Source organism: Streptomyces beijiangensis, assembly GCF_017315755.1.
GTDB classification, from domain to species: Bacteria; Actinomycetota; Actinomycetes; order Streptomycetales; family Streptomycetaceae; genus Streptomyces; species Streptomyces beijiangensis.
Genome location: NZ_JAFLRJ010000216.1, coordinates 1 through 25,829, shown reverse-complemented (window position 1 = coordinate 25,829; position 25,829 = coordinate 1). Strand labels below are relative to the sequence as shown.

Here is a 25,829-nt window from a genome sequence, read left to right as displayed (position 1 = left end):
CAAGCCGGTAGCGGGCAAAATCAAGCCCCTCAAGGGGGTCCCCCCTGCTCCTTAAGAGCTTGGGGGCGATTGAGGAGCGGGGGTTCGGGGGCGGAGCCCCCGGAAAGGCGACGGGGCCGCCCCCGAACCGATCGGCTCAGGCCGGACGGCGGCCGTGGTTCGATTTGTTCTTCTTGATCCGCCATTTCCGCATGCGCGTTTTTTTGGACATGTGTCCGTCGTAAACGAGGACGCCCGTCCCGTCGAGACCCTACGCACGCCCGATCGGCGCCAGCACCGCGGACGTCAGCGTCGCCAGGTCCGAAGGGGACAGTTCCACTTCCAGGCCGCGGCGGCCCGCCGAGATGCACACCGTGGGGTGCGCCGAGGCAGAGGAGTCCAGCACCGTACGGAGCCTCTTGCGCTGGCCCAGGGGCGAGATGCCGCCCAGGACGTAGCCCGTCGAGCGCTCCGCCGCCGCCGGGTCCGCCATCGCCGCCCGCTTGCCGCCCACCGCCGTGGCCAGGGCCTTGAGGTCCAGCGAGCCCGACACCGGTACCACCGCCACCGTCAGCTCGCCGTCCACGTCCGCGAGCAGGGTCTTGAAGACCCGGTCGGGGGCGACTCCCAGCGCCTCTGCGGCCTCCTCGCCGTACGAGGGGGCCGCCGGGTCGTGTGCGTACGCGTGCAGGGTGTACGGCGTGCCTGCCGCCGTCAGAGCGACCGTCGCCGGGGTGCCGCCGGACTGCTTCTTGGGCTTCTTCGCCATGGGGGCCTCAGTTGGGGTTCGTCGGGTGCCGCGTCAGCTCCGTGGCGGGCAGCGACGGGAGGTGGCGGATGACCGCCGTCTCGGCACGCAGGAGCTTCAGTTCCTCGCGCAGGCGCGCCGCCGTGTCCGGGGCCTGGAGCAGGCGCTGCTTCGCCGGTACGTCCAGGACGACGGCCGCCGCGACCAGGTAGGAGACCACCGACGGCTCGTCGGGGAGGTCCGCTCCGGTGGCGAGCGAGCGTTCGCGGGCTCCGGCCAGCCGCTTCTGGTAGTTGCGGAAGGCGCGCAGGACGCCCGCGGCGAGCGCGCCGGCGCCGTCGCCGCTGTCCTCCTCCAGCTCTTCGAGCTCGGCCGTCAGGAACGGGCCGCTCGCGTCCACCGAGAGGATCTTCACCCGTGTCGTGCCCGTCGCGAGGACCTCGAAGCTGCCGTCCTCGCGCTCCCTGATCGTCGCCGCGTCCGCGATGCAGCCCACCTCGTGGAAGGCCTTGACCGGGTCGGTGCCGAAGCCCGCAGAGGGGCCGCGCTCCAGCCGGTTGGTCTGGTCCGGCATGCCGGGGGCGGTCGGGGCGACCTCGTGGCCGTCCCTGATGGCCACCACGGCGAAGCGGCGCGGCTCTTCCTCGTCGGTCTTGAGCAGCTCGCGCATCATGGCGCGATAACGCTCCTCGAAGATGTTCAGGGGCAGCACCAAGCCCGGGAACAGCACCGAGTTGAGCGGGAAGAGAGGGAGAGAGACGGTGGTCACAACGCTCAAGCGTAATGGCCGCCGGAGCGGCGACGTCCGGCCGCCTGGCCCAGAGGCGTCGTGGCGGCGGTCCTGATGCGTACGGTGTCGCGCAGTTCGAGGAAGCGGCCCAGCGGATCGTCGCCCAGCTGCGCCCACGGGAACGACGTCGCGTAGGGGCCGATCAGGCGGAACTGCTCGAAGGCGTCGGCCCAGCGCTCCCGCCTGATCAGGACGTACGCGAGGAGATTGCGGACCTCGGCCGGCCAGGCGTCGCCGACCCCGTATCCCGAGGAGAGCGCGATCGCGATGTCGGCGGCCGCGTCGATCCGGTCCGATGCGACGGCAAGCCGCCCGCCGTTGAGGAGGTACGCGAAGGCCGCACGGACCGGGAGTGCCTGGACCAGCGAGCCGGGGAGGGAGTCCTGGGCGGCCTGCTCGGCGAAGTCGAAGCACTCGCGGTGCGAGCCGTACCACTGGGCCGAGAGGTACTGGAGGGCGGCCACATGGCAGCCGTAGTGGTGCGAGGAGCGCCTGACCGCCTGCCCCCACAGGGACTCGAAGGCGGTGTGCGTGGCGTGGGTGCCGCGGGCGTGGTCGAGCGCGACGCGCCAGGGCACCGGGTCGCGCGGGTCGGCGTCGGCCGCCGCGCTGATCAGCGGGCCGATCTCGCGCAGCAGCTCGGCGCGCGCAGGCGACTCCCAGGCCCGTACGACGGCGAGCTCCGCCTTGACCAGCAGCGCGTCGGGGTCCTCCGGGGCGGCGCCCAGCCAGTTGGCGAGCCACTCGTGACGGCTGTGCGCGAAGGCGGCGAGCCGCATGACGTACCGGTCGCGGTTCTCCCACTCGGCGGCGTCGCGGGTGGTCGCCAGGAGCTTGGCGGCAGGTCCGTACTCGCCCAGAGCAGCGGAGACCAGCGCGGGGGCGAGACGCTCGTCAGGGGCGTCGAGCAGTATCTCGTCGTCGGCGGGCAGGCCGGGGGCGAGCGGTGGCGTATGCCGGAGCATGCGCTTGGTACCGATCAGGGCGCGTACGAATGACATGGTGAAAACCATTGAAAACCGCAGGTGGGAGCGGCGCCAGTGGGCCACTGTGAAGCTTTGGCAGAGGCCGTGATGGTTGTACGACGCCGGGTCAAGGCCCGGTAAAGAAGCGGGTCGGGTATGCGGATATGGGTGCGGGCCGTTCTGGGTGCTGTTACCGATGGCCTCACACGACGGCCGGGTCGGAACTACCCCCTGCGCAGCAATCGGGACGCACCGGTCGCCACCGTCGTCGCCAGGATCCAGCCCAGCAGGATCAGCGCCGCGGCCGCCCACTGCCAGCCGCCGGACAGTTTCCAGTAACCGTCCTGGCCGAGGTTGATCACCGGGACCAGCAGGTCCAGGGCGTAGAGCGCCGCGTTCCACTGCGGGTGCTGGTCCGGCTGGATCGGCGCCGGGTCGTAGCGCGAGAAGGCCAGCGTGCCTGCCGCCCACAGGACCGCCATCCACAGCGCGGCCCGGCCCGGCCGGTAGCCGTACGCGACCGTCCAGTCCTGCAGATAGCCCCACAGTTTCGCGGCCAGCGGCAGCGTCTCGCGCCGTCGGCGCTGCTTGGCGAGGAGCACCTCGCGGGCGTCGGCGTCCTCGCCGCTGCCGCGCAGGACCGAGGCGAGGCGTTCGTACGGCTCGGGGGCGTACTCCGGGGTCGCGGCCAGGACCCATTCCAGCCGCTGTGTGAGCGGGAAGCGCCCGACCGGGATGAGGTTCTCGTACGCGAAGCCGCCCATCTCCAGGCCGCCGGGGCCGGGCCAGCTCGTCGACATGTCGGCCAGATTCACCACCCTGGCGCCCGAGAGGACCACCTTCCCCTGCTCCGGCCGCTCACCGAGGAAACGCAGCTCGGGCGTCTGGATCCGGCGCAACGAGAGCTCCTGGTCGCCGCGCATCACGAACTGCGCGCCCTGGAAGTCCACCGCGTCCCCGAACCGGCCGTCGTCAAGACGCATCCCGCCCTCGCACACCAGCGGCTGGATACGGGTGCCGCGCGCCGGGGTCTGGTTCCTTCCGTACGGCGGAGTGGCGTCGTCGTACACCGCGGCCTCTGTCAGATAGAAAGTCCGTTCGACCGTCAGCTGCGGGGCGTTCAGCGCCCGGCGCCCGCCCGGATTGAGCAGCCTGCTGCCGTTGAGGCTCAGCGAGACGCCGACCTTCGCCGCGCGCAGACTGATCTCGCCGTGCGACTCGATCTGCTCGGCCTGCAGGTCCTGGGCGACGAGCATGCCGTCGGCGGCGATCGACCTGCCCTTGCGGTCCGGGCCCACCACGATCTGGCTGATCAGCAGATCGGTGCCGATATGGGCGTCGGTGAGCCGGATCCCGCCCGGCACCCGGCAGCGCGGCAGATGCAGATCGCCCTCGGTGTGCAGCCGGGCGGCCTCCAGGCGGGGGATCGCGCAGCCGACCATGCGGACCGTGGCGAAGCGGCACTCGGGCAGCAGCACCTCGTTCTCGAAGCGGCAGTTGTTCAGCTCGACGTACGGGGTGACCGTGCCGCCCGAGAGATCGAGCGTCCCGCTGATCTGCACCCCGTCCAGCTTGAGCGCCGCCACCCGACCCGCCAGTGCCGGCGGCCCGCTGAGCAGCAGCAGGGCCACGACCCGGGCGCGGACCGTGCGCTCGGGAGCCCAGGCGTGGCCGGACATCGGGTCGTCGACGGACGGGTCGCGGGTACGCAGGTCGTAGGTGCTCCCGTTGCGGAAGGCCTGCCACATCCCCAGCTCCGCACCGCTGAGCCAGTCGGGCGCATCCCCGTCCTGCTGCGCCTCGGCCACTGCAGCCCCTCCCTGCCCATGAGTGATGGATCGAACGCTAGTGGTCACGAGGGGAGGCCACGGTGTGTATCAGCCATTGATACGGGCGACGGGCGCCTGAGGGCGTCTGAGAGAATTGTTCTTGTGCTGCCATATATCTCTCTGGCCCGAATCGATCTGCGCGGTGATGTCCTCCCCGAGGGTGCCGCCCTGCGCGACCTGCTGCCCCGTGCCGACTTCGACGTGAGCGCCGCCCTGGAGAAGGTGCGGCCCATCTGCGAGGACGTGCATCATCGTGGCGACGCGGCGCTGATCGACTTCGCGGAGAAATTCGACGGTGTACGGATGGAACAGGTGCGCGTGCCCGCCGCCGCCCTGGCCAACGCCCTGGAGCAGCTCGCCCCCGAGGTCAGGGCCGCCCTGGAGGAGTCCATCCGCCGGGCCCGCATCGTCCACCGCGAGCAGCGCCGCACCACCCAGGTCACCCAGGTCGTCCCCGGCGGCACGGTGACCGAGAAGTGGGTGCCGGTCGACCGCGTGGGTCTGTACGCACCCGGCGGCCGCGCCGTCTACCCCTCCTCCGTGATCATGAACGTGGTCCCGGCGCAGGAGGCGGGCGTCCCCTCGATCGCTCTGGCGTCCCCGGCCCAGGCCGAGTTCGACGGCCTCCCGCACCCCACGATCCTCGCCGCCTGCGCGCTGCTCGGCATCGACGAGGTGTACGCGGCCGGAGGCGCCACCGCCGTCGCGATGTTCGCGTACGGCACCGAGTCCTGCCCCCCGACCAACATGGTCACGGGCCCCGGCAACATCTGGGTCGCCGCGGCCAAGCGCTACTTCGCGGGCCGCATCGGCATCGACGCCGAGGCCGGCCCCACCGAGATCGCCGTCCTCGCCGACGACACGGCCGACCCGGTGCACGTCGCCGCCGACCTGATCAGCCAGGCCGAGCACGACCCGCTCGCCGCGGCCGTCCTGGTCACCGACTCCGCGGAGCTCGCGGCCGCGGTGGAGAAGGAGCTGGCGCCGCAGGTCGACGCCGCCAAGCACCGCGACGAGCGGATCGCCCCGGCGCTGGCAGGCAGGCAGTCCGCGATCGTCCTTGTCGAGAACATCGAGGACGGCCTCGCGGTCGTCAACGCGTACGGCGCCGAGCACCTGGAGATCCAGACCGCCGACGCCGCCGCGCTCGCCGAACGCGTCCGCAACGCCGGAGCGGTCTTCGTCGGCCCCTGGTCCCCGGTCTCCCTCGGCGACTACTGCGCCGGCTCCAACCACGTCCTGCCCACCGGCGGCTGCGCCTGCCACTCCTCGGGCCTCTCCGTCCAGTCCTTCCTGCGCGGCATCCACATCGTCGACTACACACGCGACGCCCTCGCCGAGGTGACGCACCACGTCGTCACGCTCGCCGACGCCGAGGATCTGCCCGCACATGGCGCGGCCCTGAAGGCGCGCTTCGGATGGAAGGTGCCGAGCGGATCATGACCGGCATTGACGATCTTCCCGTACGGGACGAACTGCGCGGCAAGTCCCCTTACGGCGCGCCCCAGTTGGACGTCCCCGTCCGCCTCAACACCAACGAGAACCCCTACCCGCTCCCGCCCGCCCTCGTCGAGCGCATCGCCGAGCGCGTGAAGGAAGCGGCCCGCGACCTCAACCGCTACCCCGACCGGGACGCGGTCGAGCTCCGCACGGAACTCGCCGCCTACCTCAGCCGCACCGCAGGCCACGAGGTCTCCACGGCCAACGTCTGGGCGGCCAACGGCTCCAACGAGGTCCTCCAGCAGCTGCTGCAGACCTTCGGCGGGCCCGGCCGCACCGCCATCGGCTTCGAGCCCTCGTACTCGATGCACGCCCTCATCTCCCGCGGCACCGGCACCGGCTGGATCTCCGGACCGCGCAGCGAGGACTTCACCATCGACGTGGCGGCGGCCTGCGCGGTCATCGCCGCCGAGAAGCCCGACGTCGTCTTCATCACCTCGCCCAACAACCCCACGGGCACCGCCGTCGGAGCCGAGACGGTCCTTGCGCTGCACGAGGCCGCGCAGGCGGCCAAGCCCTCCATGGTGGTGATCGACGAGGCATACGGCGAGTTCAGCCACGCCCCGTCGCTCCTCCCGCTGATCGAGGGCCGCCCGCGCCTGGTCCTCTCCCGGACCATGTCCAAGGCCTTCGGCGCCGCGGGCCTGCGTCTGGGCTATCTGGCCGCCGACCCGGCCGTCGTGGACGCCGTACAGCTGGTCCGGCTGCCGTACCACCTCTCCTCGGTCACCCAGGCGACCGCACTGGCCGCCCTGGAGCACACCGACACGCTCCTCGGTTACGTCGAGCAGCTGAAGACCGAGCGCGACCGCCTCGTCTCCGAGCTGCGCACCATCGGTTACGACGTCACGGCGTCCGACGCCAACTTCATCCAGTTCGGCCGCTTCGAGGACGCCCACGCCGCCTGGCAGGCGATCCTCGACCACGGCGTGCTGATCCGCGACAACGGAGTGCCCGGATGGCTCCGCGTCTCGGTCGGCACCCCGGCCGAGAACGATGCGTTCCTCGAAGCGGTACGCAGACTGCACAAGGAGATCACCGCATGAGCCGCGTGGACCGTATCGGGCGCGTCGAGCGCACGACGAAGGAAACCTCGGTCGTCGTCGAGATCAACCTCGACGGCACCGGCAAGGTCGATGTGTCGACCGGCGTCGGCTTCTACGACCACATGCTCGACCAGCTCGGCCGCCACGGCCTCTTCGACCTCACGGTCAAGACCGAGGGCGACCTGCACATCGACTCGCACCACACCATCGAGGACACCGCCCTCGCGCTCGGCGCCGCCTTCAAGCAGGCGCTCGGAGACAAGGTCGGCATCTACCGCTTCGGCAACTGCACGGTCCCCCTCGACGAGTCCCTCGCCCAGGTGACCGTGGACCTCTCGGGCCGCCCGTACCTCGTGCACACGGAGCCCGAGAAGATGGCGCCGATGATCGGCGAGTACGACACGACGATGACCCGGCACATCCTGGAGTCCTTCGTCGCACAGGCGCAGATCGCCCTGCACGTGCACGTGCCGTACGGGCGCAATGCCCACCACATCGTCGAGTGCCAGTTCAAGGCCCTTGCACGGGCGCTGCGTTACGCAGCCGAACACGACCCGCGTGCGGCGGGCATCCTTCCTTCGACCAAGGGCGCGCTGTAAGCATGACTGGCCTCAACACCATCCTGATCGTCCTCGGCCTCTTCCTCCTGGGCGGTGTCTACTCCTTCTACAAGCAGAAGATGCCGGCCAGCCTCATCGTCCTGCTCTCCCTCAGCGCGGTGATGTGCCTGCTCGCCGGCATCCTGCGCCTCCAGGGAGTCTGGTCATGACCACGTCCAAGAAGGTCGTGGTCTTCGACTACGGATTCGGCAACGTCCGCTCCGCGGAGCGCGCGCTGGCCCACGTCGGCGCGGACGTCGAGATCACCCGCGACTACGAGACGGCCATGGCGGCGGACGGCCTCCTGGTCCCCGGCGTCGGCGCCTTCTCCGCCTGCATGCAGGGCCTCAAGGAGGCGCGCGGCGACTGGATCATCGGCCGCCGCCTCTCCGGCGGGCGCCCCGTGATGGGCATCTGCGTCGGCATGCAGATCCTCTTCGAGCGCGGCATCGAGCACGGCGTGGAGACCGAGGGCCTGGACGAGTGGCCCGGCACGGTCGGCCCGCTCAAGGCGGACGTGGTGCCGCACATGGGCTGGAACACGGTCGACGCCCCCGCCGACTCCCAGCTCTTCGCGGGCCTGGACGCCGGATCCCGCTACTACTTCGTGCACTCCTACGCGGCCCACGACTGGTCCCTGGAAGTCACCAACCCGGCCATCCGGGCCCCGCGCGTCACCTTCTCCACCCACGGCGAGCGCTTCGTCTCGGCCGTCGAGAACGGCGCCCTGTGGGCGACCCAGTTCCACCCCGAGAAGTCCGGCGACGCCGGCGCCCAGCTGCTGACCAACTGGATCGGAACCCTCTGATGCCCTCGCAGAAGCTCGAACTCCTTCCCGCCGTGGACGTCCGCGACGGCCAGGCGGTCCGCCTCGTACACGGCGAGTCGGGTTCCGAGACCTCCTACGGCTCCCCGCTGGAGGCCGCTCTCACCTGGCAGCGTGCGGGCGCCGAGTGGCTGCACCTGGTCGACCTGGACGCCGCCTTCGGGACCGGCGACAACCGTAAGCTCATCGCCGAGGTCTCGGCCGCGATGGACATCAAGGTCGAACTCTCGGGCGGCATCCGCGACGACGCCACGCTCGCCGCGGCCCTCGCCACCGGCTGCACCCGCGTCAACCTCGGCACCGCCGCGCTGGAGACCCCGGAGTGGGTCGCCAAGGTCATCGCCGAGTACGGCGACAAGATCGCGGTGGGCCTGGACGTACGGGGAACGACCCTGCGCGGCCGCGGCTGGACCCGCGACGGCGGCGACCTCTACGAGACCCTGGCACGCCTCGACTCCGAGGGCTGCGCCCGCTACGTCGTCACCGACATCGCCAAGGACGGCACCCTCACGGGCCCGAACCTGGAGCTCCTGAAGAACGTCTGCGCCGCCACCGACAAGCCGGTCGTCGCCTCGGGCGGCGTCTCGTCCCTGGAGGACCTGCGCGCCATCTCCTCCCTCGTCCCCGAGGGCGTGGAGGGCGCGATCGTAGGAAAGGCCCTGTACGCGGAGGCCTTCACGCTCGAAGAAGCCCTGAAGGTGGTCTCCTCATGACGGACTCCGTACGCAAGATCAGCTCCGGTGGTCCCTGGGAGGAGAGCTTCGGCTACTCCCGGGCCGTGGAACTGCCCAACGGCCTTGTCCTGCTGTCGGGTTGCACCGCCGTCGTCAACGGCCGGATCGCCGAAGGCGGCCCGTACGAGCAGGCGACCGCCGCCTTCGGCGTGGCGGTCGACGCGCTCAAGGAGCTCGGCCTGGACGCGAGCCACGTGGTCCGCACCCGGATGTACATCACCCATGCCCGGGACGTCGACGACGTGGGCCGCGCCCACAAGGAGATCTTCGACGCGGTCCGCCCGGCCGCATCGATGATCATCGTCTCCGGCTTCGTCGACCCGAGCCTGGTCGTCGAGGTCGAGATCGAGGCCTATCGGGGGGAGTCCGCGTGAGCCTCGCCATACGCGTGATCCCCTGCCTGGACGTGGACAACGGCCGGGTCGTCAAGGGCGTCAACTTCGAGAACCTGCGCGACGCGGGCGACCCGGTCGAGATGGCCAAGCTGTACGACGCCGAGGGCGCGGACGAGCTGACCTTCCTCGACATCACGGCGTCCTCCGGCAACCGCGAGACGACGTACGACGTGGTCCGCCGCACCGCCGAGCAGGTCTTCATCCCGCTCACGGTCGGCGGCGGCGTCCGTACGACCGAGGACGTCGACAAACTCCTGAGGGCAGGCGCGGACAAGGTGGGCGTCAACACGGCGGCCATCGCCCGCCCCGACCTGATCCGCGAGATCGCCGAGCGCTTCGGCCGCCAGGTCCTGGTCCTGTCGGTCGACGCCCGTCGTACGGCATCGGGCTCCTTCGAGGTGACGACCCACGGCGGACGCAGGTCGGCCGGGATCGACGCGGTCGAATGGGCGCACCGGGCGGCCGAGCTGGGTGCGGGGGAGATCCTGCTCAACTCCATGGACGCCGACGGCACCAAGGACGGCTACGACACGGAGATGATCGCGGCCGTACGCAAGCACGTGACCGTCCCCGTCATCGCCTCCGGCGGCGCGGGCCGCCTCGCCGACTTCCCGCCGGCGATCGACGCGGGCGCGGACGCGGTCCTGGCCGCCTCGGTCTTCCACTTCGGCGACCTGCGCATTTCCCAGGTCAAGGACGCTCTCCGCGAGGCGGGTCACCCGGTCCGCTGATCCGGTTCACCCGGTTGCCGTAACCAATTCATAACCCTTGCATTGTACTGCGCAAGGGTTATATTGGGAAGTGGGGCAGCCACAGATGGCGTGGACCGTAGTGGTGATCGAACCTGCGCGCGCGTGGCTACGCGAGTTGCGCAGCAAGGACCGTGCCACGGCGCGACAGATCGGATCGGCGATTGACGTGCTGGTGCGAGAGGGGCCTGCTCTGGGTCGGCCGCTCGCGGATACGGTCACAGGGTCGTCGATTGCCAACCTGAAGGAGCTGAGACCGGCATCGGTTGGCGCTACAGAGGTGCGGTTGCTGTTCGTATTCGATCCTCAGCGGCGGGCAGTGTTTCTCGTTGCTGGAGACAAGTCGGGTCGTTGGTCGAGTTGGTACTCGAAGGCGATCAAACAGGCCGAAGAGGCCTACGGTGCCTACCTCGAAGCGACCGAGGGGCAAAGTGCGACGGGGCAGGTCGAAGGGCAGGAAGGCGGATGCCGGACATGAATGCAGACCGAGAACTCCCGGCAGGAGCGGTTACCTGGGACGAGCTCAAGGGGGAGCTGTTTGACGACGAGGACCGTGAGGTAATGGCGCGGCTCACTGAAGTGATGCTGGCGCAGGTCCGCGCGTACCGCCTCGCCGAGATCCGCAAGCGTCAGCACACCACGCAGGTCGAGCTCGCCCAGCGGATGGGGATCTCCCAGGCGCGGGTCTCGGACATCGAGCGCGGAAAGATCAACCGCAGCGAGGTCGACACCCTCGCCGCGTACGTCGCCGCGCTCGGTGGGCAGCTGCAGTTGGTCGCCAACTTCGGAGACGAATCCGTGGTTCTCGCCTGACGCGTGGTCGAGCCGCGAGGCGGGCCGCCCCGTCCGCTCATTCGGTTGCGAATGTGTCGCTCATGCCCTTACGGTCCTCCCTGCTGAGCGAACTGTGAGCAGGGAGACCATGGAAGCGGCAGCGAAGAAGGACACGGCCACCGGAGCGATACGGGCGCGGCCCGCCTACCGCGACCGCAATGTGCTGAGGTGGCTCGTCGCCTACAGCGCCTCGCTCCTCGGCGACGGGATCTACTTCGTCGCCCTCGCCTGGGCCGCCAACGCCGTCGCCACACCCGCTCAGGTCGGGATCGTCATGGCGATGGGCTCCATCCCCCGGGCGGTGCTGATGCTCGGCGGGGGAGTGGTCGCCGACCGCTTCGGGCCGCGGGCCGTCGTCCTGGGCTCCGACGCCCTGCGCTGCCTGGTGATCCTGGCCGTTGCCGCCGCGCTGGTCTTCTCCTCGCCGGGGCTGTGGGTGCTCATCGCGGTGGCGCTGGTGTTCGGGGTCGTCGACGCGCTGTTCCTGCCGGCGGTCGGTGCGCTGCCGCCGCGCATCACCGAGCCCTCCGAAGTCGTACGGCTGCAGAGCATGGTGATGCTGGCGGGCCGCCTCTCGCGCACCACTGCCCCGCCTCTCGCCGGTCTGGCCATGGGACTTGGCGGCTCGGCCGCCGCATTCGCCCTCGCGGGCGGCCTGTTCTGCCTCTCGCTCGTGCTCCTGTGGGCGGTACGGATCGGCTCGCTCCCCGTCGACGCCACGATCAAAGACACCGAACCCACCACCCCCTGGCGGGACTTGGTCGAGGGCCTGTCGTACATCCGCCGCCACAAGGTGATCGGCCCGCTCGTGCTCTCCGGTGCCATGAGCCAGTTCGGCATCATCGCCCCGCTCACCGTGGGCCTGGTGCTGCTCTGCGACGAGCGCGGCTGGGGCGCGGCGGGCATGGGCTGGATCTCGGGGGCCTTCGGTGTGGGCACGACATCGATGGCACTGCTCCTGACCGTACGCGGGCGTCTCCCGCGCGCCGGCATGCTGCAGAACATCTCCCTGGTCGTCGCCTCCGGGGGCATCGCCGCGATCGGCCTGATCCCCTCGCTGCCCGGAGCCGCCATGATCGCCCTGCTGTCCGGGCTGGCAAGCGGGGTCTGCGGCGGGCTGGCCACCAGCCTGATCCAGACCGCCACCAACCCTGCGTATCTGGGCCGGGTCAGCTCGGTCATGGCCTTCACCGGCGTGGGCATCGCCCCGCTCGCGTACCCCCTCTTCGGTGTCCTGACCGGGGTCATCGGCACCGGCCCCCTCTACATCGCGGGCGGCGTGCTCAGCGCGCTGGGCGCGACGGTAGGGCTCGCGTCCCGGGCGGTACGGGGTGCGGAGCTGCCGGAGATGCGGGCGTAAGCCGCAGGGCGGTGCGAGAGCTGCGTGGAGCTCAGAGCCCGAGTTTGGCTTCCAGCGCCTTCGTCGAAGCGTCCTTGTCGCCGTCCAGCTCCACCCGGGCCGCGTCCTGCCGCCCGTACACGAAGAGCGTCAGCTCGCCCGGCTCACCGGTCACCGTCACCACCGGTGCGCCCCGGTGCGCCACCGCCGTCTGGCCGTCCGGACGGCGCAGCACCAGCCCCACGGGGGACTTGCGCCCCATCAGCCGGGCCGCCTTCTCCAGGCGCCGCCAGAGCGCGTCCGAGAAGACCGGGTCGAGATCGCGCGGGCTCCAGTCGGGCTGGGCGCGGCGGACGTCCTCGGCGTGGATGAAGAACTCCACCGCGTTCGCACCCTCGTCGACCTGCTTGAGGGCGTACGGGGAGAACTTCGGCGGCCCCGTACGGATGAGCTGGATCAGCTCCTCGTACGGCTTCGCCGCGAACTCCGCCTGGACCCGTTCGAGGCGTCCCTTGAGGGCCCCGATCATGATTCCGCCCGCCGCGTCCAGACGGCGCTCGCGCACCACCACATGGGCGGCGAGTTCGCGGGTCTTCCAGCCGTCGCAGAGCGTCAGGGCGTCCGGTCCGGCCGCCTCCAACAGATCGGCGAGGAGAAGTCGTTCACGCTTGGCATGGGTCGACATGGACGCAAGGGTACGACCGAGGGGCCCGGTCCGCCCAGTGGACGCACGTCCGGGATGTCCGTGGGGCGCGGCACAATGGTCGTATGACCAGCACGCCCAGCAATCTCGACCCCGCCGTCGCCGCCCGCCTGAAGCGCGGCGCCGAAGGCCTGGTACCGGCCGTCGCCCAGCAGTACGACACCGGTGAGGTGCTGATGCTGGGCTGGATGGACGACGAGGCGCTGCACCGGACGCTGACCACCGGGCGCTGCACGTACTGGTCGCGCAGCCGCCAGGAGTACTGGGTCAAGGGCGACACCTCGGGGCACTTCCAGCATGTGAAGTCGGTGGCGCTGGACTGCGACGGCGACACGCTGCTCGTCAGGGTCGACCAGGTCGGGGCCGCCTGCCACACGGGCGACCGGACCTGTTTCGACGCGGATGTGCTGCTCGGTTAGCAGCTGGGTCAGGAGCGGCCGTACACGAGCCTGATCTCGTCCTGGTCGTGCAGCACGATGCGGGCCGGGTCGCCCTGGTGCGCGCGGCCGTTGACGTAACCGCGCCCGTCCGTGCGCGGTGCGCCCCACTCGGTCAGCAGCTGGCCCAGGGTGAAGTCCCGCCAGGTCGCCGACTCGACGTGCACCACTCCGCTCGTGTCATGGGTGTGGAGCGGGCTGTAGCGGGGCTTCGGGCCCGAGCGGTCGATGCCGATGTCCGCCGGGACCGTCATCGGCCGGCCGTCCACGAACACCTCGAGGTGCGGATGGATGTGCATGGTCATCGCCTCCTCGTCGAGCATCGTCAGCCCGGCCGCCCGCACTCGCGCCGGTACGTCGGCGGGAGCGGGCCAGGACGCCGGAGGGCCCGGGAGAAGTGCGGTCAGGGCTGCGGCCGAAGCGAGCAAGGTCTGGAGCATTACTCGGTTCTAGCGGACCGTGTTCCACTCCTCGGCCCGCAACGCCGAGCGCCTCCCGTACAGCTCTAAGCTCTTCGTCATGGACCTTGAGACCTTCCGCAAGCTCGCCGTCGACCGCCGTGTCATCCCCGTCAGCCGCCGGCTGCTCGCGGACGGCGACACCCCGGTCGGGCTCTACCGCAAGCTTGCCGCCGAGCGCCCCGGCACGTTCCTGCTGGAGTCCGCGGAGAACGGAAGGACCTGGGCCCGCTACTCCTTCATCGGCGTACGGTCCGCCGCCACCCTCACCACCCGCGACGGGCAGGCCCACTGGCAGGGCACCCCGCCCGTCGGGGTGCCGGTCGAAGGCGACCCGCTGCTGGCGCTGCGCGCCACCGTCGAGGCGCTGCACACCCCCCACGACCTGGCCGGCGGGCTGCCGCCCTTCACCGGCGGGATGGTCGGCTATCTCGGGTACGACATCGTGCGCCGCCTGGAGAAGATCGGTCCCGGCGAGCGGGACGACCTCCAGCTGCCCGAGCTGACGATGCTGCTCACCTCGGACCTGGCCGTCATGGACCACTGGGAGGGGTCGGTGCTGCTGATCGCCAACGCGATCAACCACAACGACCTGGAGAGCGGTGTCGACGAGGCGTACGCGGACGCCGTCGGCCGGCTCGACGCGATGGAGGCCGATCTGGGGGTGGCTGTTGCGAGCGTGCCCGTCGAGCTGCCCGCCTCCGAACTGCCGGCGCTTTGGAAAGAATCAGTCACCGCGCTGTGGGGCGGCAAGGCCTATCAGGACGCCGTCGTCGACATCAAGGAGCGGATCAGGGCGGGCGAGGCCTTCCAGGTCGTACCGTCCCAGCGCTTCGAAACCCCGTGCACCGCAAGCGCGTTGGACGTCTACCGGGTGCTGCGGGCCACCAATCCGTCCCCGTACATGTACCTCTTCCGCTTCGACGGGTTCGATGTGGTGGGCTCCAGCCCCGAGGCCCTGGTCAAGGTCGAGGACGGGCGGGCCATGGTCCACCCGATCGCGGGGACCCGGCACCGCGGCGCCACCCCGCAGGAGGACCAGGCGCTCGCCGACGAGCTGCTCGCCGATCCCAAGGAGCGGGCTGAGCACCTGATGCTGGTCGACCTCGGGCGCAACGACCTGGGGCGGGTCTGCGAGCCGGGGTCCGTCGAGGTCGTCGACTTCATGTCGGTGGAGCGGTACTCGCATGTGATGCACATCGTGTCGACCGTGACCGGGCGGGTCGCGGAGGGCCGTACGGCTTTCGACGTGCTGACCGCCTGCTTCCCCGCGGGCACGCTCTCCGGCGCGCCCAAGCCCCGGGCGATGCAGATCATCGACGAGCTGGAGCCCTCCCGGCGCGGTCTGTACGGGGGCTGCGTCGGCTATCTCGACTTCGCGGGCGACTCCGACACGGCCATCGCGATCCGTACCGCGCTGCTCAGGAACGGCACCGCGTACGTGCAGGCCGGAGCCGGCGTGGTAGCCGACTCCGACCCGGTGTCGGAGGACACGGAGTGCCGCAACAAGGCGGCCGCCGTGCTCCGCGCGGTGCACACGGCCAACAGGATCAGCCGGTGAACCAGTTCCGCATCAGCCGGTGAAGGCTGCCGTTCCGCTCGGCGTGCCGAGGCCCGTCGGGCCGTCGTAGCCGGACTTCGCGGTGCAGTAGTACGAGACCGTGCAGGTGCCGTTCGACCCACTGGTCACGTCGTTGAGCGACGAGGTGTGGGCGTACGGGAACGCGGCCGGGTAGGAGCCGGTGGACGGGGTGCCGGAGATGGCGTACACCGCCGCGATGATCGGCGAGGAGACGCTGGTTCCGCCGAAGGTGTACCAGCCCGCGGTGATTCCGTAGGAGTCGTAGACCGCCACACCCGTGGCCGGGTCGGCGACCGCCGAGACGTCGGAGATCATCCGCTTGGTGCAACTGGTGTCGGTCTGCCAGGTGGGCTTGGCGTCGTACGCCGAGCAGCCGGACCCCGTGCCCTCGGTGGAGGACGTGGACCAGACGGTCTCGGCCCAGCCGCGGGTGCTCGACGAGGTGGAGAGCGCGGTGCCGCCCACCGATGTCACGTACTTCGAGGCCGCCGGGTACTCCGCGCCGTAGCCGGAGTCGCCCGCGCTGACTGTGATCGCGACGCCCGGGTGGTTGAAGTACTTGGTGTCGTAGCTCGTGTCGCTGGAGGACTCGGAGCCGCCGTAGCTGTTGGAGACGTACTTGGCGCCGAGGGTGACCGCCTCGTTGACCGCGGTGCCGAGGTTCGCCATGGACGCGGTCTTCGCCTCGACGAGGAGGATGTGGCAGTTGGGGCAGACGGCGCTGGCCATGTCGAGGTCGAGGGATATCTCCTCCGACCAGCCGGCGTCGGAGGCGGGCAGCGAGGTGGTGGAGCCGGTCTGGCTGACCTTCTTGAAGCAGCCGTTGGCTGTGGTGCAGGCCGAAAGTCCGTACTGCGTACGGTACTTGGCGAGGTCCGCCTCGGCGTTCGGGTCGTTGTACGCGTCCACGATCGCGATCGTCGCGCCGCTGCCGTTGGAGGCGGCGGCCGAGGTCAGCCCGTAGGCGGCCTGCAGCTGGGTGGGGCCGTAGCCCGAGGGGGCAGCGGCGGCGGCGTTCGGCTTGATGGTCTCGGTCTTCGCGGCGTGCACGGTGCCGCTGCTGACCCGAAGTGCCTTGCAGGCCATGACGTTCGGCTGCGTCGGCGCCGCACAGGCGCGGGCGACGGTGATGCCGTGGGGGGATGATGCGGGCGCCGCGACGCCCGAGGGGGCGGCGAAGGCGAGCAACGCCGTGGCGAACGAAGCCGCCGCGGCGAGGGTGAGGGGTCTGCGCATCGAGATGCCTCCGAGAGGTCGGTGAACCGAAGAGGGGGTGCGGGTGCGCTGTGCAGCCTGTTGCGCCTGGTGGGCGACGGGCCGATGCGAAACGTAGGTGTGACCCGAGCACGTCAACAAGGTGATTCCTGGAAGCTCTACCTCCGCTTTGCTTTGCGGGGACTTCGATGGCCGATCGCTGACCAGAGCATGGGCATGACAGGGGTCTACGCGGGTTGACCCGGGGCCCGGCTGTCGGCCCGGCCGCCGCGCAGGGGATAGTGGAGTACGTGACCGCCGTACCCCAGCCCCGAACCGAATCCGGCCCCGAAGCCGATGCAGCCGCCGCCTCGTCCGGAGGCCGCCGCAGCCTCGGCATCGCCCTGCTGCTCGGCGCCATCGGCGCTGCCGTCGTTCTCATGACCTCGGGCCAGACCTGGGCCGAGGGCACGGTCGCGGTCGGCGGCGGAGCCGTCCCGCTGAAGGCCTCCGGCGGTGACGTCACCGGCGTCCCCACGGCGCTCACCATCGTCGGCCTGGCCGCCCTGGTCGCGGTCTTCGCCGTACGCAAGGCCGGCCGGCTCCTCGTCTCCGCACTGCTCGCCCTGTGCGGCGCCGGAGCCGCTGCCGCCGCCTTCGTCGGCGCGTCCGACAGCGCCGCGCTCGACGAGAAGGCCGCCAGGACCGCGGGCGACACCGCGGCCACCATCGACGCGCTCACCCATACGGCATGGCCCTATGTCACCGCCGCCGGCGCCGTGCTGATCCTCCTCGCGGGCCTCCTCGCCCTGCGGTACGGCAAGCACTGGCCCGCGATGTCCGGCCGCTACGAACGCGACGGCAGCCCCCGCCCGCGCAAGGCCCGCACCGCACCGGACCCGGAGCGCCCCGAGGAGATCTGGAAGGCGCTCGACCGGGGCGAGGACCCGACGCGCGAAGAGTGACCCCCAGCTGACGCCCTGAGCTCCCGTACGGAACAATGGGCGGCGAGCTTTCGACACACAGCAACGCAAGCAACGAGGAGCAACTCATGGCGGGCACCAGCCACGGACACACCCCGGCCGCCTGGACCGGCGTCATCATCGCCTTCATCGGTTTCTGCGTCGGGGGCGCCTTCATGGTCCTTGCCAGCCCGCTCGGGGTCGTGGCCGGACTGGTCGTCATCGTCCTCGGTGGAGTCGTCGGCCTCGGTATGAAGGCCGCCGGCATGGGCCTGCCGAAGGAGTCCGAGGCCACCCGCCAGGCCCGGATCCGCGCGGGCGAGATGCAGACGCGCTGAACCACCGCGCATTCGTCATGAGGCGCAGCCCCTCCGGGCTGCGCCTTCGCGCGTGAAAGGCGACAATCACCAGGTGGAAACAGTGGAGCCTCCCGCAGCCTTCGTCACCCCCGCGCCAGCCCCGGCGCCGATGCCGCTGGTCCGCCGGCTCCTCACCCCGGTGGGCAGCATCGCCGGGGTCGCGGCGGCCTTCGCGTACGTCGGCTCCGTCAACCCCAACCACCCCGGCCACTACCCGGTCTGCCCGCTGTACGCGATCACCGGGGTCTACTGCCCCGGCTGCGGCGGTCTGCGCAGCGCCTACGCGGTCGCCCACGGGGATCTGGTCACCGCACTCGGCGACAACGCACTGGCCGTCGTCGGCTACGGCGTCTTCGCCGTGGTGATGGTGTTCTGGATCGTCCGCGCGGTACGGAACCAGCCGATGCGGATCAGCGTCTCCGCACGCTGGTGGTGGGCGATCGGCGCCGTCGCGCTGATCTTCTCCATTGTCCGGAACCTGCCCTTCGGATCGGCACTCATCCCGTAAATGCCCAGGTAGTGGGACCGGCGTCAACCGGATGCGGGCCCTTCGCCCATCTGCGGATACCATCAGGATGGCTGAACGTCATGGCTGAAGAAGACCCGAAGACAACCACTGGACAACCGTCCACACCGTCCCGGAAGGGGGCCGCTCGCGTGAGTGTGCTCGACGAGATCATCGAGGGCGTACGCGCCGACCTCGCGGAGCGGCAGGCACGCGTCAGCCTCGACGAGCTCAAGGAGCGCGCCGCGAACGCGCCCCGGGCGAGGGACGGAGTCGCCGCCCTGCGCGGCGACAGCGTGAAGGTCATCTGCGAGGTCAAGCGCTCCAGCCCCTCCAAGGGCGCGCTGGCCGCGATCGCCGACCCCGCCGCTCTCGCCGCCGACTACGAGGCGGGCGGCGCGGCCGTCATCTCCGTACTGACCGAGGAGCGCCGCTTCGGCGGATCCCTGGCAGACCTGGAAGCCGTACGGGCCAAGGTCGACACGCCCATCCTGCGCAAGGACTTCATCGTCACCGCGTACCAGCTGTGGGAGGCACGGGCCTACGGCGCCGACCTCGCGCTGCTGATCGTCTCCGCCCTGGAGCAGGAGGCGCTGGTCTCGCTGATCGAGCGCGCCCACTCCATCGGCCTCACCCCGATCGTCGAGGTGCACGACGAGGACGAGGTCGAGCGCGCCGTCGACGCCGGGGCCCGGATCATCGGCGTCAACGCCCGTGACCTCAAGACCCTCAAGGTCGACCGCGGCACCTTCGAGCGCGTCGCGCCGGAGATCCCGGACCACATCGTGAAGATCGCCGAGTCCGGCGTCCGCGGCCCGCACGACCTGATCGCGTACGCCAACGCCGGCGCGGACGCCGTCCTGGTCGGCGAGTCCCTGGTCACCGGGCGCGACCCGCGCGCGGCCGTCGCCGACCTGGTCGCCGCAGGCGCCCACCCGGCGCTCCGCCACGGACGGGGCTGACCCGAAGCCATGGCCATCTCCGCCCGACTCGCACGGGGGTGCAAGCCCCGTGGCTGCCGCGCGCCCGCGCGTCGGGTGCGGGGGCGGCGCGTGCGGTACCACATCGGCTCCGAGCCGGGTCAGATCAACGGAATGCGATGGCGCGGCTTGCGCTGACTCCGGGCACGGCCTCCGGCCGTTTGTCCTCAATCGCCGGACGGGCTTGAGATGCCCGTACCTGTGATGATGTCTGTCGGCGTATCTCGCGACCCCTTCAAGCATTCACTCCTGGTCAGGAGCACGCGCATGTCCAGCAGCTTCTTCATTCCCGATCCCGAGGGACAAGTCCCCAATTCCGCGGGCTACTTCGGCGAGTTCGGCGGCAAGTTCATCCCCGAGGCGCTCGTCGCCGCGGTCGACGAGGTCGCCGTGGAGTACGACAAGGCCAAGGTCGACCCCGCCTTCTCGGCCGAGCTCAACGACCTGATGGTCAACTACACCGGCCGGCCCAGCGCCCTCACCGAGGTGCCCAGGTTCGCCGAACACGCCGGTGGCGCACGGGTGTTCCTCAAGCGCGAGGACCTCAACCACACCGGCTCGCACAAGATCAACAACGTGCTCGGCCAGGCGCTGCTCACCCGGCGTATGGGCAAGACCCGGGTCATCGCGGAGACCGGGGCCGGCCAGCACGGCGTCGCCACCGCGACCGCCTGTGCGCTCTTCGGGCTCGAATGCACCATCTACATGGGCGAGATCGACACCGAGCGCCAGGCGCTCAACGTCGCCCGGATGCGGATGCTCGGCGCCGAGGTCGTCTCCGTGAAGTCCGGCTCCAGGACCCTCAAGGACGCCATCAACGAGGCGTTCCGCGACTGGGTCGCCAATGTGGACCGCACGCACTACCTCTTCGGCACCGTCGCGGGACCGCACCCCTTCCCCGCCATGGTCCGCGACTTCCACCGGGTCATCGGCGTCGAGGCACGCCGCCAGATCCTGGAGCGCGCGGGACGGCTGCCCGACGCCGTCGCCGCGTGCGTCGGCGGCGGATCCAACGCCATCGGCCTCTTCCACGCCTTCATCCCGGACGCCGGTGTACGGCTCGTGGGCTTCGAGCCCGCCGGGCACGGCATCGAGACCGGGGAGCACGCGGCCACCCTGTCCGCGGGCGAGCCGGGCATCCTGCACGGCTCGCGGTCGTACGTCCTGCAGGACGAGGAGGGCCAGATCACCGAGCCCTACTCGATCTCGGCGGGGCTCGACTACCCCGGCATCGGCCCGGAGCACGCGTATCTGAAGGACACAGGACGCGGCGAGTACCGCGCGGTCACCGACGACCAGGCCATGCAGGCGCTGCGGCTGCTCTCGCGCACCGAGGGCATCATCCCGGCCATCGAGTCCGCGCACGCGCTCGCCGGCGCGCTGGACCTCGGCAAGGAGCTGGGGAAGGACGGGCTGCTCGTCATCAACCTGTCCGGCCGCGGCGACAAGGACATGGACACCGCGGCCCGTTACTTCGGGCTGTACGACGGCAAGGCGGAGGGGGCCAAGTGAGCGGACACACCGGAAACACAGAGCTGTTGGGGCAGGTCCTCGCCAAGGCGAAGTCCGAGGACCGGGCCGCGCTCATCGCGTACCTCCCGGCCGGATTCCCCACCGTCGACGGCGCGATCGCCGCCGTGAAGTCCGTCATCGCGGGCGGCGCGGACGTCGTCGAGGTCGGGCTGCCGCACAGCGACCCGGTGCTCGACGGCCCGGTCATCCAGACCGCCGACGACATCGCGCTCAAGGGCGGGGTGAAGATCGCCGACGTGATGCGCACGGTCCGCGAGGCGTACGAGGCCACGGGTGCCCCGATCCTCGTCATGACGTACTGGAACCCGATCGACCGCTACGGCATCGCACGCTTCACCGCCGAGCTCGCCGAGGCGGGCGGCGCCGGGTGCATCCTGCCCGATCTGCCGGTCCAGGAGGCCGGGATGTGGCGCGAGCACGCGGCGAAGCACGGTCTCGCGACCGTCTTCGTCGTCGCGCCCAGCAGCAAGGACGCACGCCTCGCGGAGATCACCGCCGCAGGTTCCGGCTTTGTGTACGCCGCCTCTCTGATGGGCGTCACCGGCACCCGCGTATCGGTGGGCGCGGAGGCCCAGGAGCTGGTCCGGCGGACCAGGGCGACGACCGAACTCCCCGTCTGCGTCGGGCTCGGGGTGTCCAACGCCGTCCAGGCCAAGGAGGTCGCCGCCTTCGCCGACGGAGTGATCGTCGGCTCGGCCTTCGTCAAGCGGATGCTGGACGCGCCGGACGAAGCCGCGGGCCTGGAAGCCGTACGGGAACTGGCCGGCGAGCTCGCCCAGGGCGTACGCCGGGTCTGACCCCTTTTCTGTCACCCATATGGGTGGAAGTAGGGCCGGGGAGGCACGCTCGTGCCTCCCCGGTTCGTTGCCCGGGTGTGAGCGAGAAGAACCGTGATGGAAAGCGAACTGCCCGAGAGCAGCTCAAGATCGACCGCGAGAAGCAGCAGGCGGCCGAGAAGCGCAAGCGCGCGCTGATCGTCGGAGGCGCGGTGGTCGCCGTGCTGGCGATCGCTGCGGTGATCGGGGTGGTGGTGGCCAACTCCGGCAGTGACAAGACCTCCAGCGCGAGCGGCCCGGCCGTGGCGCCCAAGGGGGCGCAGGGCAAGGACAGCCTGGCGATCCCGGTGGGCGCGAGCGACGCACCGTCGACGCTCACCGTGTGGGAGGACTTCCGCTGCCCGGCCTGCGGCCAGTTCGAGAACAGCTTCAGGGACACCATCCATGAGCTGGAGAACACCGGCCAGATCAAGGTCGAGTACCACCTCGCCACGCTGATCGACGGCAACATGGGCGGCAGCGGCTCGCTGCGCGCCGCCAACGCGGCCGCCTGCGCGCAGGACGCCGGGAAGTTCCCCGCGTACCACGACGTGCTCTACGAGAACCAGCCCGAGGAGACGGACGACGCCTTCGCCAAGAACAGCCGTCTGATCGAGCTGGCGGGCAAGGTGGACGGCCTCGACACGGCCACGTTCCAGTCCTGTGTGAACGACGGGAAGCACGACAGCTGGGTGAAGAAGTCCAACACGGCCTTCCAGAACAGCGGTTACAGCGGGACGCCGACGGTGCTGCTCAACGGGGACGCGGTCTTCCCGAAGAAGGGCGACGAGTCCATCACGCCGGCCAACCTCAAGAAGTGGGTGGCGGAGGCGAACAAGGGCAAGAAGGCCGGGACGGTCTCGCCCAGCCCCAGCACCACCGGCTGACCTCGTTACCCAGCCGTTGCCGGGTGGGTTGTCCGCTCTCCCACCCGGCAGGGTAGCGTCGGCTCTGCCATGAATCTTGCCTATATCCCCAGCCCGTCGACCGGCGTGATCCATCTTGGACCGATCCCGCTGCGCGGCTACGCGTTCTGCATCATCATCGGTGTCTTCGTCGCCGTCTGGTACGGCAACAAGCGCTGGATCGCCCGGGGCGGCAATGCCGGCACCGTGGCCGACATCGCCGTGTGGGCGGTGCCCTTCGGCCTGGTGGGCGGACGGCTCTACCACGTCATCACCGATTACGAGCTGTACTTCAGCGACGGCAAGGACTGGATCGACGCCTTCAAGATCTGGGAAGGCGGCCTCGGTATCTGGGGTGCGGTCGCGCTCGGCGCGGTCGGCGCCTGGATCGGCTGCCGTCGTCGCGGGATCCCGCTGCCGGCCTGGGCCGACGCGATGGCACCAGGGCTGGTCATCGCCCAGGCCATCGGCCGCTGGGGCAACTGGTTCAACCAGGAGCTCTACGGCAAGCCGACCGATGTCCCGTGGGCGCTGAAGATCAGCGAGGGTACTGACCGGGTCGCGGGTACGTACCACCCGACCTTCCTGTACGAGTCGCTCTGGTGCCTCGGTGTCGCCGCCCTGATCGTCTGGGCCGACCGGCGCTTCCGGCTCGGGCACGGGCGGGTCTTCGCGCTGTACGTCGCCGCGTACTGCGTGGGCCGCTTCTGGATCGAGTACATGCGCGTCGACGACGCGCACCACATCCTGGGTCTGCGGCTCAACGACTGGACCGCGCTGATCATGTTCCTGCTCGCCGTGACGTACTTCGTCATCTCGGCGAAGGTGCGGCCGGGCCGCGAGGAGATCGTGGAGCCGGGCGCGATGGCGGACGAGGACGGCTCCGACACGGACGCTGATACCGACGCCGACGCGGTCGACCTGGCCAAGAAGGACGAGTCCGAGGTCAAGGCGGAGGACACGGCGGAGGACAAGGCGGAGGCCGACGACGGCGTCACGGCCGAGTCCGCCGACGCCGAGGAGACCGCCAAAAAGGGCTGATCGTTTCTGTACGGAGAGGGCCCCGGACCAGCACTGGTCCGGGGCCCTCTCCGTGCCCGCACATCAGTGGATCAACGCAGCCGCGCCGCCAGCGCCAGAGTGCGCTGCGCGCCCTCGACCACGGCCGCATCCACGAACCTGCCGTCGGGCAGGGCGAGCGCACCACGGTCCGTGGCGGCCGCCTTCACGATCTCCTCCGCCGCCTCGATCTCGTGGGACGACGGCAGATACGCCCGCTCGATCACCGGCAACTGGCGCGGGTGGATGGCCGTACGGCCCAGGAAACCGAGAGCGCGGCCCCGGGCGCAGTTCGCTGCAAGACCCTCCAGGTCCCGGATGTCGGGGAAGACGGACTGGGCGGGCGGGGCGAGACCGGCCGCGCGGGCGGCCACGACGATCCGGCTGCGCGGCCAGTCCAGGCCCGCGTCCTCCCGTACCCCCAGATCGGCCCGGAGATCGGCCTCTCCGATGGCGATGCCCCGCAGGGAGGGGTGGGCGGTGGCGATCGCGTACGCGTTCTCGACGCCGAGCGCCGATTCGATCAGTGCGTACAGCGGAACTCCGCAGACGGAGGCCTGCGCCACCTCCTCGGGGTGCGTCACCTTGGGGAGGCGGAAGGCGGACAGGCCCGGGAGGTGGGCGAGCGCCTCGATGTCCTGGGCCATGCCGATACGGACGTGGACCGGGACCGGGTGGGGGTGTGCGAGGAGGTCCGCCGTGGCGTCGCGGGCGTACTCCTTGCGGTGCGGTGCCACCGCGTCCTCCAGGTCCACGATCACCACGTCCGCACCGGAGACGAGGGCCTTGGCGACCACATCGGGGCGGTCGCCCGGTGCGTACAGCCAGGTCAGCGGCGTCGGTCCGGTCATAGCGCGCCCGTCGTGCGCAGTGCGGTGATCTCGGCACCGGACAGGCCCAGTTCGGTCAGGACCGCGTCGGTGTCCGCGCCGTGCGGCCGGCCGGCCCAGTGGATCGCGCCCGGGGTCTCGGAGAGCCGGAAGAGGACGTTCTGCATACGGAGCGGGCCGAGTTCGGGGTCGGGCACCTCGGTGATGGAGTCCAGGGCCCGGTACTGGGGGTCCTCCATGACGTCGCGGATGTCGTAGATCGGCGCGATGGCTGCCTCGGCCTTCTCGAAGGCCGCCATCGCGTCCTCGCGGGTGTGCCGGGCGATCCAGCTGCCGACCGCCTCGTCGAGCACATCGCTGTGCTCGGCCCGGCCCGAACCCGTCGTGAACCACGGCTCGGCGATCAGTTCCGGGCGGCCGACCAGGCGCATCACGCGCTCGGCGATCGACTGCGCGGAGGTGGAGACCGCGAGCCAGCTGCCGTCCGCCGTGCGGTAGGTGTTGCGCGGGGCGTTGTTGAGGGAGCGGTTGCCGGTGCGCGGTTGGACATAGCCGAGCTGGTCGTACCAGAGCGGCTGCGGGCCGAGGACGGTCAGGATCGGCTCGATGATCGCCATGTCGACGACCTGGCCGTTGCCCGTGCGGTCGCGGGCGGCGAGGGCTGTCATGACCGCGTACGAGGTCGCGAGCGCCGCGATGGAGTCGGCGAGGCCGAAAGGGGGGAGCGTCGGCGGCCCGTCGGGCTCGCCCGTGATCGCCGCGAAACCGCTCATCGCCTCGGCGAGCGTGCCGAATCCGGGGCGGTGGGAGTACGGACCGAACTGGCCGAAGCCCGTGACCCGGGCCAGGACCAGGCGGGGGTTGGCCGCGGACAGCTCGGGCCAGCCGAGGTTCCACTTTTCGAGAGTGCCCGGGCGGAAGTTCTCGATGATCACGTCGGCCGTGGCGGCGAGCCGGAGCAGCAGTTGCCGGCCCTCGGGGGTGGACAGATCGAGGGTGAGGTTGCGCTTGTTGCGGCCGAGGAGCTTCCACCAGAGGCCGACGCCGTCCTTCGAGGGGCCGCTGGCCGCCACGATGCTCGGCGACTTCGGCGCGGACGTCATCAAGGTCGAACACCCCACCCGCCCCGACCCCTCGCGCGGCCACGGCCCCTCGAAGGACGGCGTCGGCCTCT

At 70.6% G+C, this 25,829-nt stretch carries 32 protein-coding genes and 1 pseudogene; 23 read left to right on the top strand and 10 right to left on the bottom strand.

Annotated elements, in window-relative coordinates; translation table 11 throughout:
- Positions 1-136 precede the first annotated feature (136 nt).
- From J0695_RS46385 to J0695_RS22690, 5 genes are all read right to left on the bottom strand, one after another.
- Positions 137-211 (bottom strand): hypothetical protein, encoded by a 75-nt coding sequence (locus J0695_RS46385; protein ID WP_465269125.1) that lies wholly within the window; start codon positions 209-211, stop codon positions 137-139.
- A 39-nt stretch (positions 212-250) separates the two neighbouring features.
- Positions 251-748 (bottom strand): Cys-tRNA(Pro) deacylase, encoded by a 498-nt coding sequence (ybaK, locus tag J0695_RS22705; RefSeq protein WP_206964050.1) that lies wholly within the window; start codon positions 746-748, stop codon positions 251-253.
- 7 nt (positions 749-755) lie between these two features.
- Positions 756-1,496, bottom strand: a complete 741-nt coding sequence (locus tag J0695_RS22700; protein WP_206964043.1) for an LON peptidase substrate-binding domain-containing protein — start codon at positions 1,494-1,496, stop codon at positions 756-758.
- A 5-nt stretch (positions 1,497-1,501) separates the two neighbouring features.
- Entirely contained in the window at positions 1,502-2,518 is a 1,017-nt protein-coding gene (locus J0695_RS22695; protein WP_242553044.1) for a hypothetical protein, read from the bottom strand.
- 188 nt (positions 2,519-2,706) lie between these two features.
- Positions 2,707-4,230, bottom strand: a complete 1,524-nt coding sequence (locus J0695_RS22690) for an oxidoreductase (RefSeq protein WP_206964063.1) — start codon at positions 4,228-4,230, stop codon at positions 2,707-2,709.
- 183 nt (positions 4,231-4,413) lie between these two features.
- Between J0695_RS22690 and hisD the strand changes: the two genes are divergently transcribed.
- The 11 genes from hisD to J0695_RS22635 all read left to right on the top strand — a co-directional run bounded on the left by hisD (position 4,414) and on the right by J0695_RS22635 (position 12,354).
- Positions 4,414-5,754 (top strand): histidinol dehydrogenase, encoded by a 1,341-nt coding sequence (gene hisD / locus J0695_RS22685; RefSeq protein WP_307798721.1) that lies wholly within the window; start codon positions 4,414-4,416, stop codon positions 5,752-5,754.
- A complete protein-coding gene (locus J0695_RS22680) occupies positions 5,751-6,857 on the top strand; it encodes a histidinol-phosphate transaminase (protein ID WP_206964035.1) in 1,107 nt (368 codons plus the stop codon). Before hisD ends, J0695_RS22680 begins: the two co-directional genes overlap by 4 nt.
- A gap of 5 nt (positions 6,858-6,862) precedes the next feature.
- Complete coding sequence (gene hisB / locus J0695_RS22675) at positions 6,863-7,456, top strand: imidazoleglycerol-phosphate dehydratase HisB (protein WP_206964058.1); 594 nt, start codon at positions 6,863-6,865, stop codon at positions 7,454-7,456.
- A 2-nt stretch (positions 7,457-7,458) separates the two neighbouring features.
- Positions 7,459-7,626 (top strand): CG2302 family histidine operon protein, encoded by a 168-nt coding sequence (locus tag J0695_RS22670; protein ID WP_206964033.1) that lies wholly within the window; start codon positions 7,459-7,461, stop codon positions 7,624-7,626.
- The gene (gene hisH / locus J0695_RS22665) at positions 7,623-8,264 is read left to right on the top strand and encodes an imidazole glycerol phosphate synthase subunit HisH (RefSeq protein ID WP_372445815.1); all 642 of its coding nucleotides are present in this window, start codon (positions 7,623-7,625) and stop codon (positions 8,262-8,264) included. Before J0695_RS22670 ends, hisH begins: the two co-directional genes overlap by 4 nt.
- A complete protein-coding gene (gene priA, locus J0695_RS22660) occupies positions 8,264-8,995 on the top strand; it encodes a bifunctional 1-(5-phosphoribosyl)-5-((5-phosphoribosylamino)methylideneamino)imidazole-4-carboxamide isomerase/phosphoribosylanthranilate isomerase PriA (protein ID WP_206964030.1) in 732 nt (243 codons plus the stop codon). The genes hisH and priA overlap by 1 nt, the downstream gene beginning before the upstream one ends.
- Complete coding sequence (locus tag J0695_RS22655) at positions 8,992-9,390, top strand: RidA family protein (RefSeq protein ID WP_206964029.1); 399 nt, start codon at positions 8,992-8,994, stop codon at positions 9,388-9,390. The genes priA and J0695_RS22655 overlap by 4 nt, the downstream gene beginning before the upstream one ends.
- Positions 9,387-10,142 carry an imidazole glycerol phosphate synthase subunit HisF gene (gene hisF / locus J0695_RS22650; protein ID WP_206964027.1) on the top strand — a complete coding sequence of 252 codons (756 nt, stop codon included), beginning with the start codon at positions 9,387-9,389 and terminating at the stop codon, positions 10,140-10,142. The genes J0695_RS22655 and hisF overlap by 4 nt, the downstream gene beginning before the upstream one ends.
- 85 nt (positions 10,143-10,227) lie before the next feature.
- Positions 10,228-10,638 (top strand): type II toxin-antitoxin system RelE/ParE family toxin, encoded by a 411-nt coding sequence (locus J0695_RS22645; RefSeq protein ID WP_206964024.1) that lies wholly within the window; start codon positions 10,228-10,230, stop codon positions 10,636-10,638.
- Positions 10,635-10,973 (top strand): helix-turn-helix domain-containing protein, encoded by a 339-nt coding sequence (locus tag J0695_RS22640; RefSeq protein ID WP_206964022.1) that lies wholly within the window; start codon positions 10,635-10,637, stop codon positions 10,971-10,973. The genes J0695_RS22645 and J0695_RS22640 overlap by 4 nt, the downstream gene beginning before the upstream one ends.
- A gap of 109 nt (positions 10,974-11,082) precedes the next feature.
- A complete protein-coding gene (locus J0695_RS22635) occupies positions 11,083-12,354 on the top strand; it encodes an MFS transporter (RefSeq protein ID WP_206964020.1) in 1,272 nt (423 codons plus the stop codon).
- Positions 12,355-12,385: 31 nt separating this feature from the next.
- On the opposite strand, the gene J0695_RS22630 is transcribed toward J0695_RS22635, so the two are convergent.
- Positions 12,386-13,018, bottom strand: a complete 633-nt coding sequence (locus J0695_RS22630; protein WP_206964019.1) for a TIGR03085 family metal-binding protein — start codon at positions 13,016-13,018, stop codon at positions 12,386-12,388.
- Positions 13,019-13,101: 83 nt separating this feature from the next.
- Between J0695_RS22630 and hisI the strand changes: the two genes are divergently transcribed.
- On the top strand, positions 13,102-13,455 hold the full coding sequence (gene hisI, locus J0695_RS22625) for a phosphoribosyl-AMP cyclohydrolase (protein WP_206964017.1): 354 nt from the start codon (positions 13,102-13,104) through the stop codon (positions 13,453-13,455).
- 8 nt (positions 13,456-13,463) lie between these two features.
- Here the strand turns inward: hisI and J0695_RS22620 are convergent, their stop codons facing one another.
- Positions 13,464-13,913, bottom strand: coding sequence for a hypothetical protein (locus J0695_RS22620; RefSeq protein ID WP_206964009.1), 450 nt, complete (start codon positions 13,911-13,913; stop codon positions 13,464-13,466).
- Between the two features lie 79 nt (positions 13,914-13,992).
- Between J0695_RS22620 and J0695_RS22615 the strand changes: the two genes are divergently transcribed.
- Positions 13,993-15,492, top strand: a complete 1,500-nt coding sequence (locus tag J0695_RS22615; RefSeq protein ID WP_206964007.1) for an anthranilate synthase component I — start codon at positions 13,993-13,995, stop codon at positions 15,490-15,492.
- A gap of 12 nt (positions 15,493-15,504) precedes the next feature.
- On the opposite strand, the gene J0695_RS22610 is transcribed toward J0695_RS22615, so the two are convergent.
- Positions 15,505-16,749, bottom strand: coding sequence for a S53 family peptidase (locus J0695_RS22610; RefSeq protein ID WP_206964006.1), 1,245 nt, complete (start codon positions 16,747-16,749; stop codon positions 15,505-15,507).
- A 260-nt stretch (positions 16,750-17,009) separates the two neighbouring features.
- Here J0695_RS22610 and J0695_RS22605 point away from each other — a divergent pair, with 260 nt between their 5' ends.
- From J0695_RS22605 to lgt, 9 genes are all read left to right on the top strand, one after another.
- The gene (locus J0695_RS22605; protein WP_206964056.1) at positions 17,010-17,672 is read left to right on the top strand and encodes a TIGR02234 family membrane protein; all 663 of its coding nucleotides are present in this window, start codon (positions 17,010-17,012) and stop codon (positions 17,670-17,672) included.
- An 86-nt stretch (positions 17,673-17,758) separates the two neighbouring features.
- Positions 17,759-18,007: an HGxxPAAW family protein gene (locus J0695_RS22600; RefSeq protein WP_206964004.1), complete on the top strand. Its 249-nt coding sequence runs from the start codon at positions 17,759-17,761 to the stop codon at positions 18,005-18,007.
- Positions 18,008-18,137: 130 nt separating this feature from the next.
- Positions 18,138-18,536: a DUF2752 domain-containing protein gene (locus J0695_RS22595; RefSeq protein WP_206964054.1), complete on the top strand. Its 399-nt coding sequence runs from the start codon at positions 18,138-18,140 to the stop codon at positions 18,534-18,536.
- A 149-nt stretch (positions 18,537-18,685) separates the two neighbouring features.
- Positions 18,686-19,495 (top strand): indole-3-glycerol phosphate synthase TrpC, encoded by an 810-nt coding sequence (trpC, locus tag J0695_RS22590; RefSeq protein WP_206964002.1) that lies wholly within the window; start codon positions 18,686-18,688, stop codon positions 19,493-19,495.
- A 9-nt stretch (positions 19,496-19,504) separates the two neighbouring features.
- The gene (gene trpM, locus J0695_RS45705) at positions 19,505-19,651 is read left to right on the top strand and encodes a tryptophan biosynthesis modulator TrpM (RefSeq protein WP_372445814.1); all 147 of its coding nucleotides are present in this window, start codon (positions 19,505-19,507) and stop codon (positions 19,649-19,651) included.
- Positions 19,652-19,780: 129 nt separating this feature from the next.
- Complete coding sequence (gene trpB / locus J0695_RS22585; RefSeq protein ID WP_206964001.1) at positions 19,781-21,025, top strand: tryptophan synthase subunit beta; 1,245 nt, start codon at positions 19,781-19,783, stop codon at positions 21,023-21,025.
- Positions 21,022-21,843, top strand: a complete 822-nt coding sequence (trpA, locus tag J0695_RS22580) for a tryptophan synthase subunit alpha (protein ID WP_206963999.1) — start codon at positions 21,022-21,024, stop codon at positions 21,841-21,843. Before trpB ends, trpA begins: the two co-directional genes overlap by 4 nt.
- Positions 21,844-21,920: 77 nt before the next feature.
- On the top strand, positions 21,921-22,748 hold the full coding sequence (locus J0695_RS22575) for a DsbA family protein (protein ID WP_206963997.1): 828 nt from the start codon (positions 21,921-21,923) through the stop codon (positions 22,746-22,748).
- Positions 22,749-22,817: 69 nt separating this feature from the next.
- Positions 22,818-23,807 (top strand): prolipoprotein diacylglyceryl transferase, encoded by a 990-nt coding sequence (lgt, locus tag J0695_RS22570; protein ID WP_206963995.1) that lies wholly within the window; start codon positions 22,818-22,820, stop codon positions 23,805-23,807.
- Positions 23,808-23,878: 71 nt separating this feature from the next.
- On the opposite strand, the gene J0695_RS22565 is transcribed toward lgt, so the two are convergent.
- Positions 23,879-24,676, bottom strand: a complete 798-nt coding sequence (locus tag J0695_RS22565; protein WP_206963993.1) for an HpcH/HpaI aldolase/citrate lyase family protein — start codon at positions 24,674-24,676, stop codon at positions 23,879-23,881.
- A pseudogene (locus tag J0695_RS22560) lies at positions 24,673-25,716 on the bottom strand (CaiB/BaiF CoA transferase family protein); the annotation flags it as partial. The pseudogene J0695_RS22560 and the gene J0695_RS22565, both read right to left, overlap by 4 nt.
- A gap of 13 nt (positions 25,717-25,729) precedes the next feature.
- On the opposite strand from J0695_RS22560, the gene J0695_RS45700 reads away from it, so the two are divergent.
- Positions 25,730-25,829: CoA transferase (locus tag J0695_RS45700; RefSeq protein ID WP_372445816.1), on the top strand; the 100-nt coding region annotated here is incomplete at its 3' end.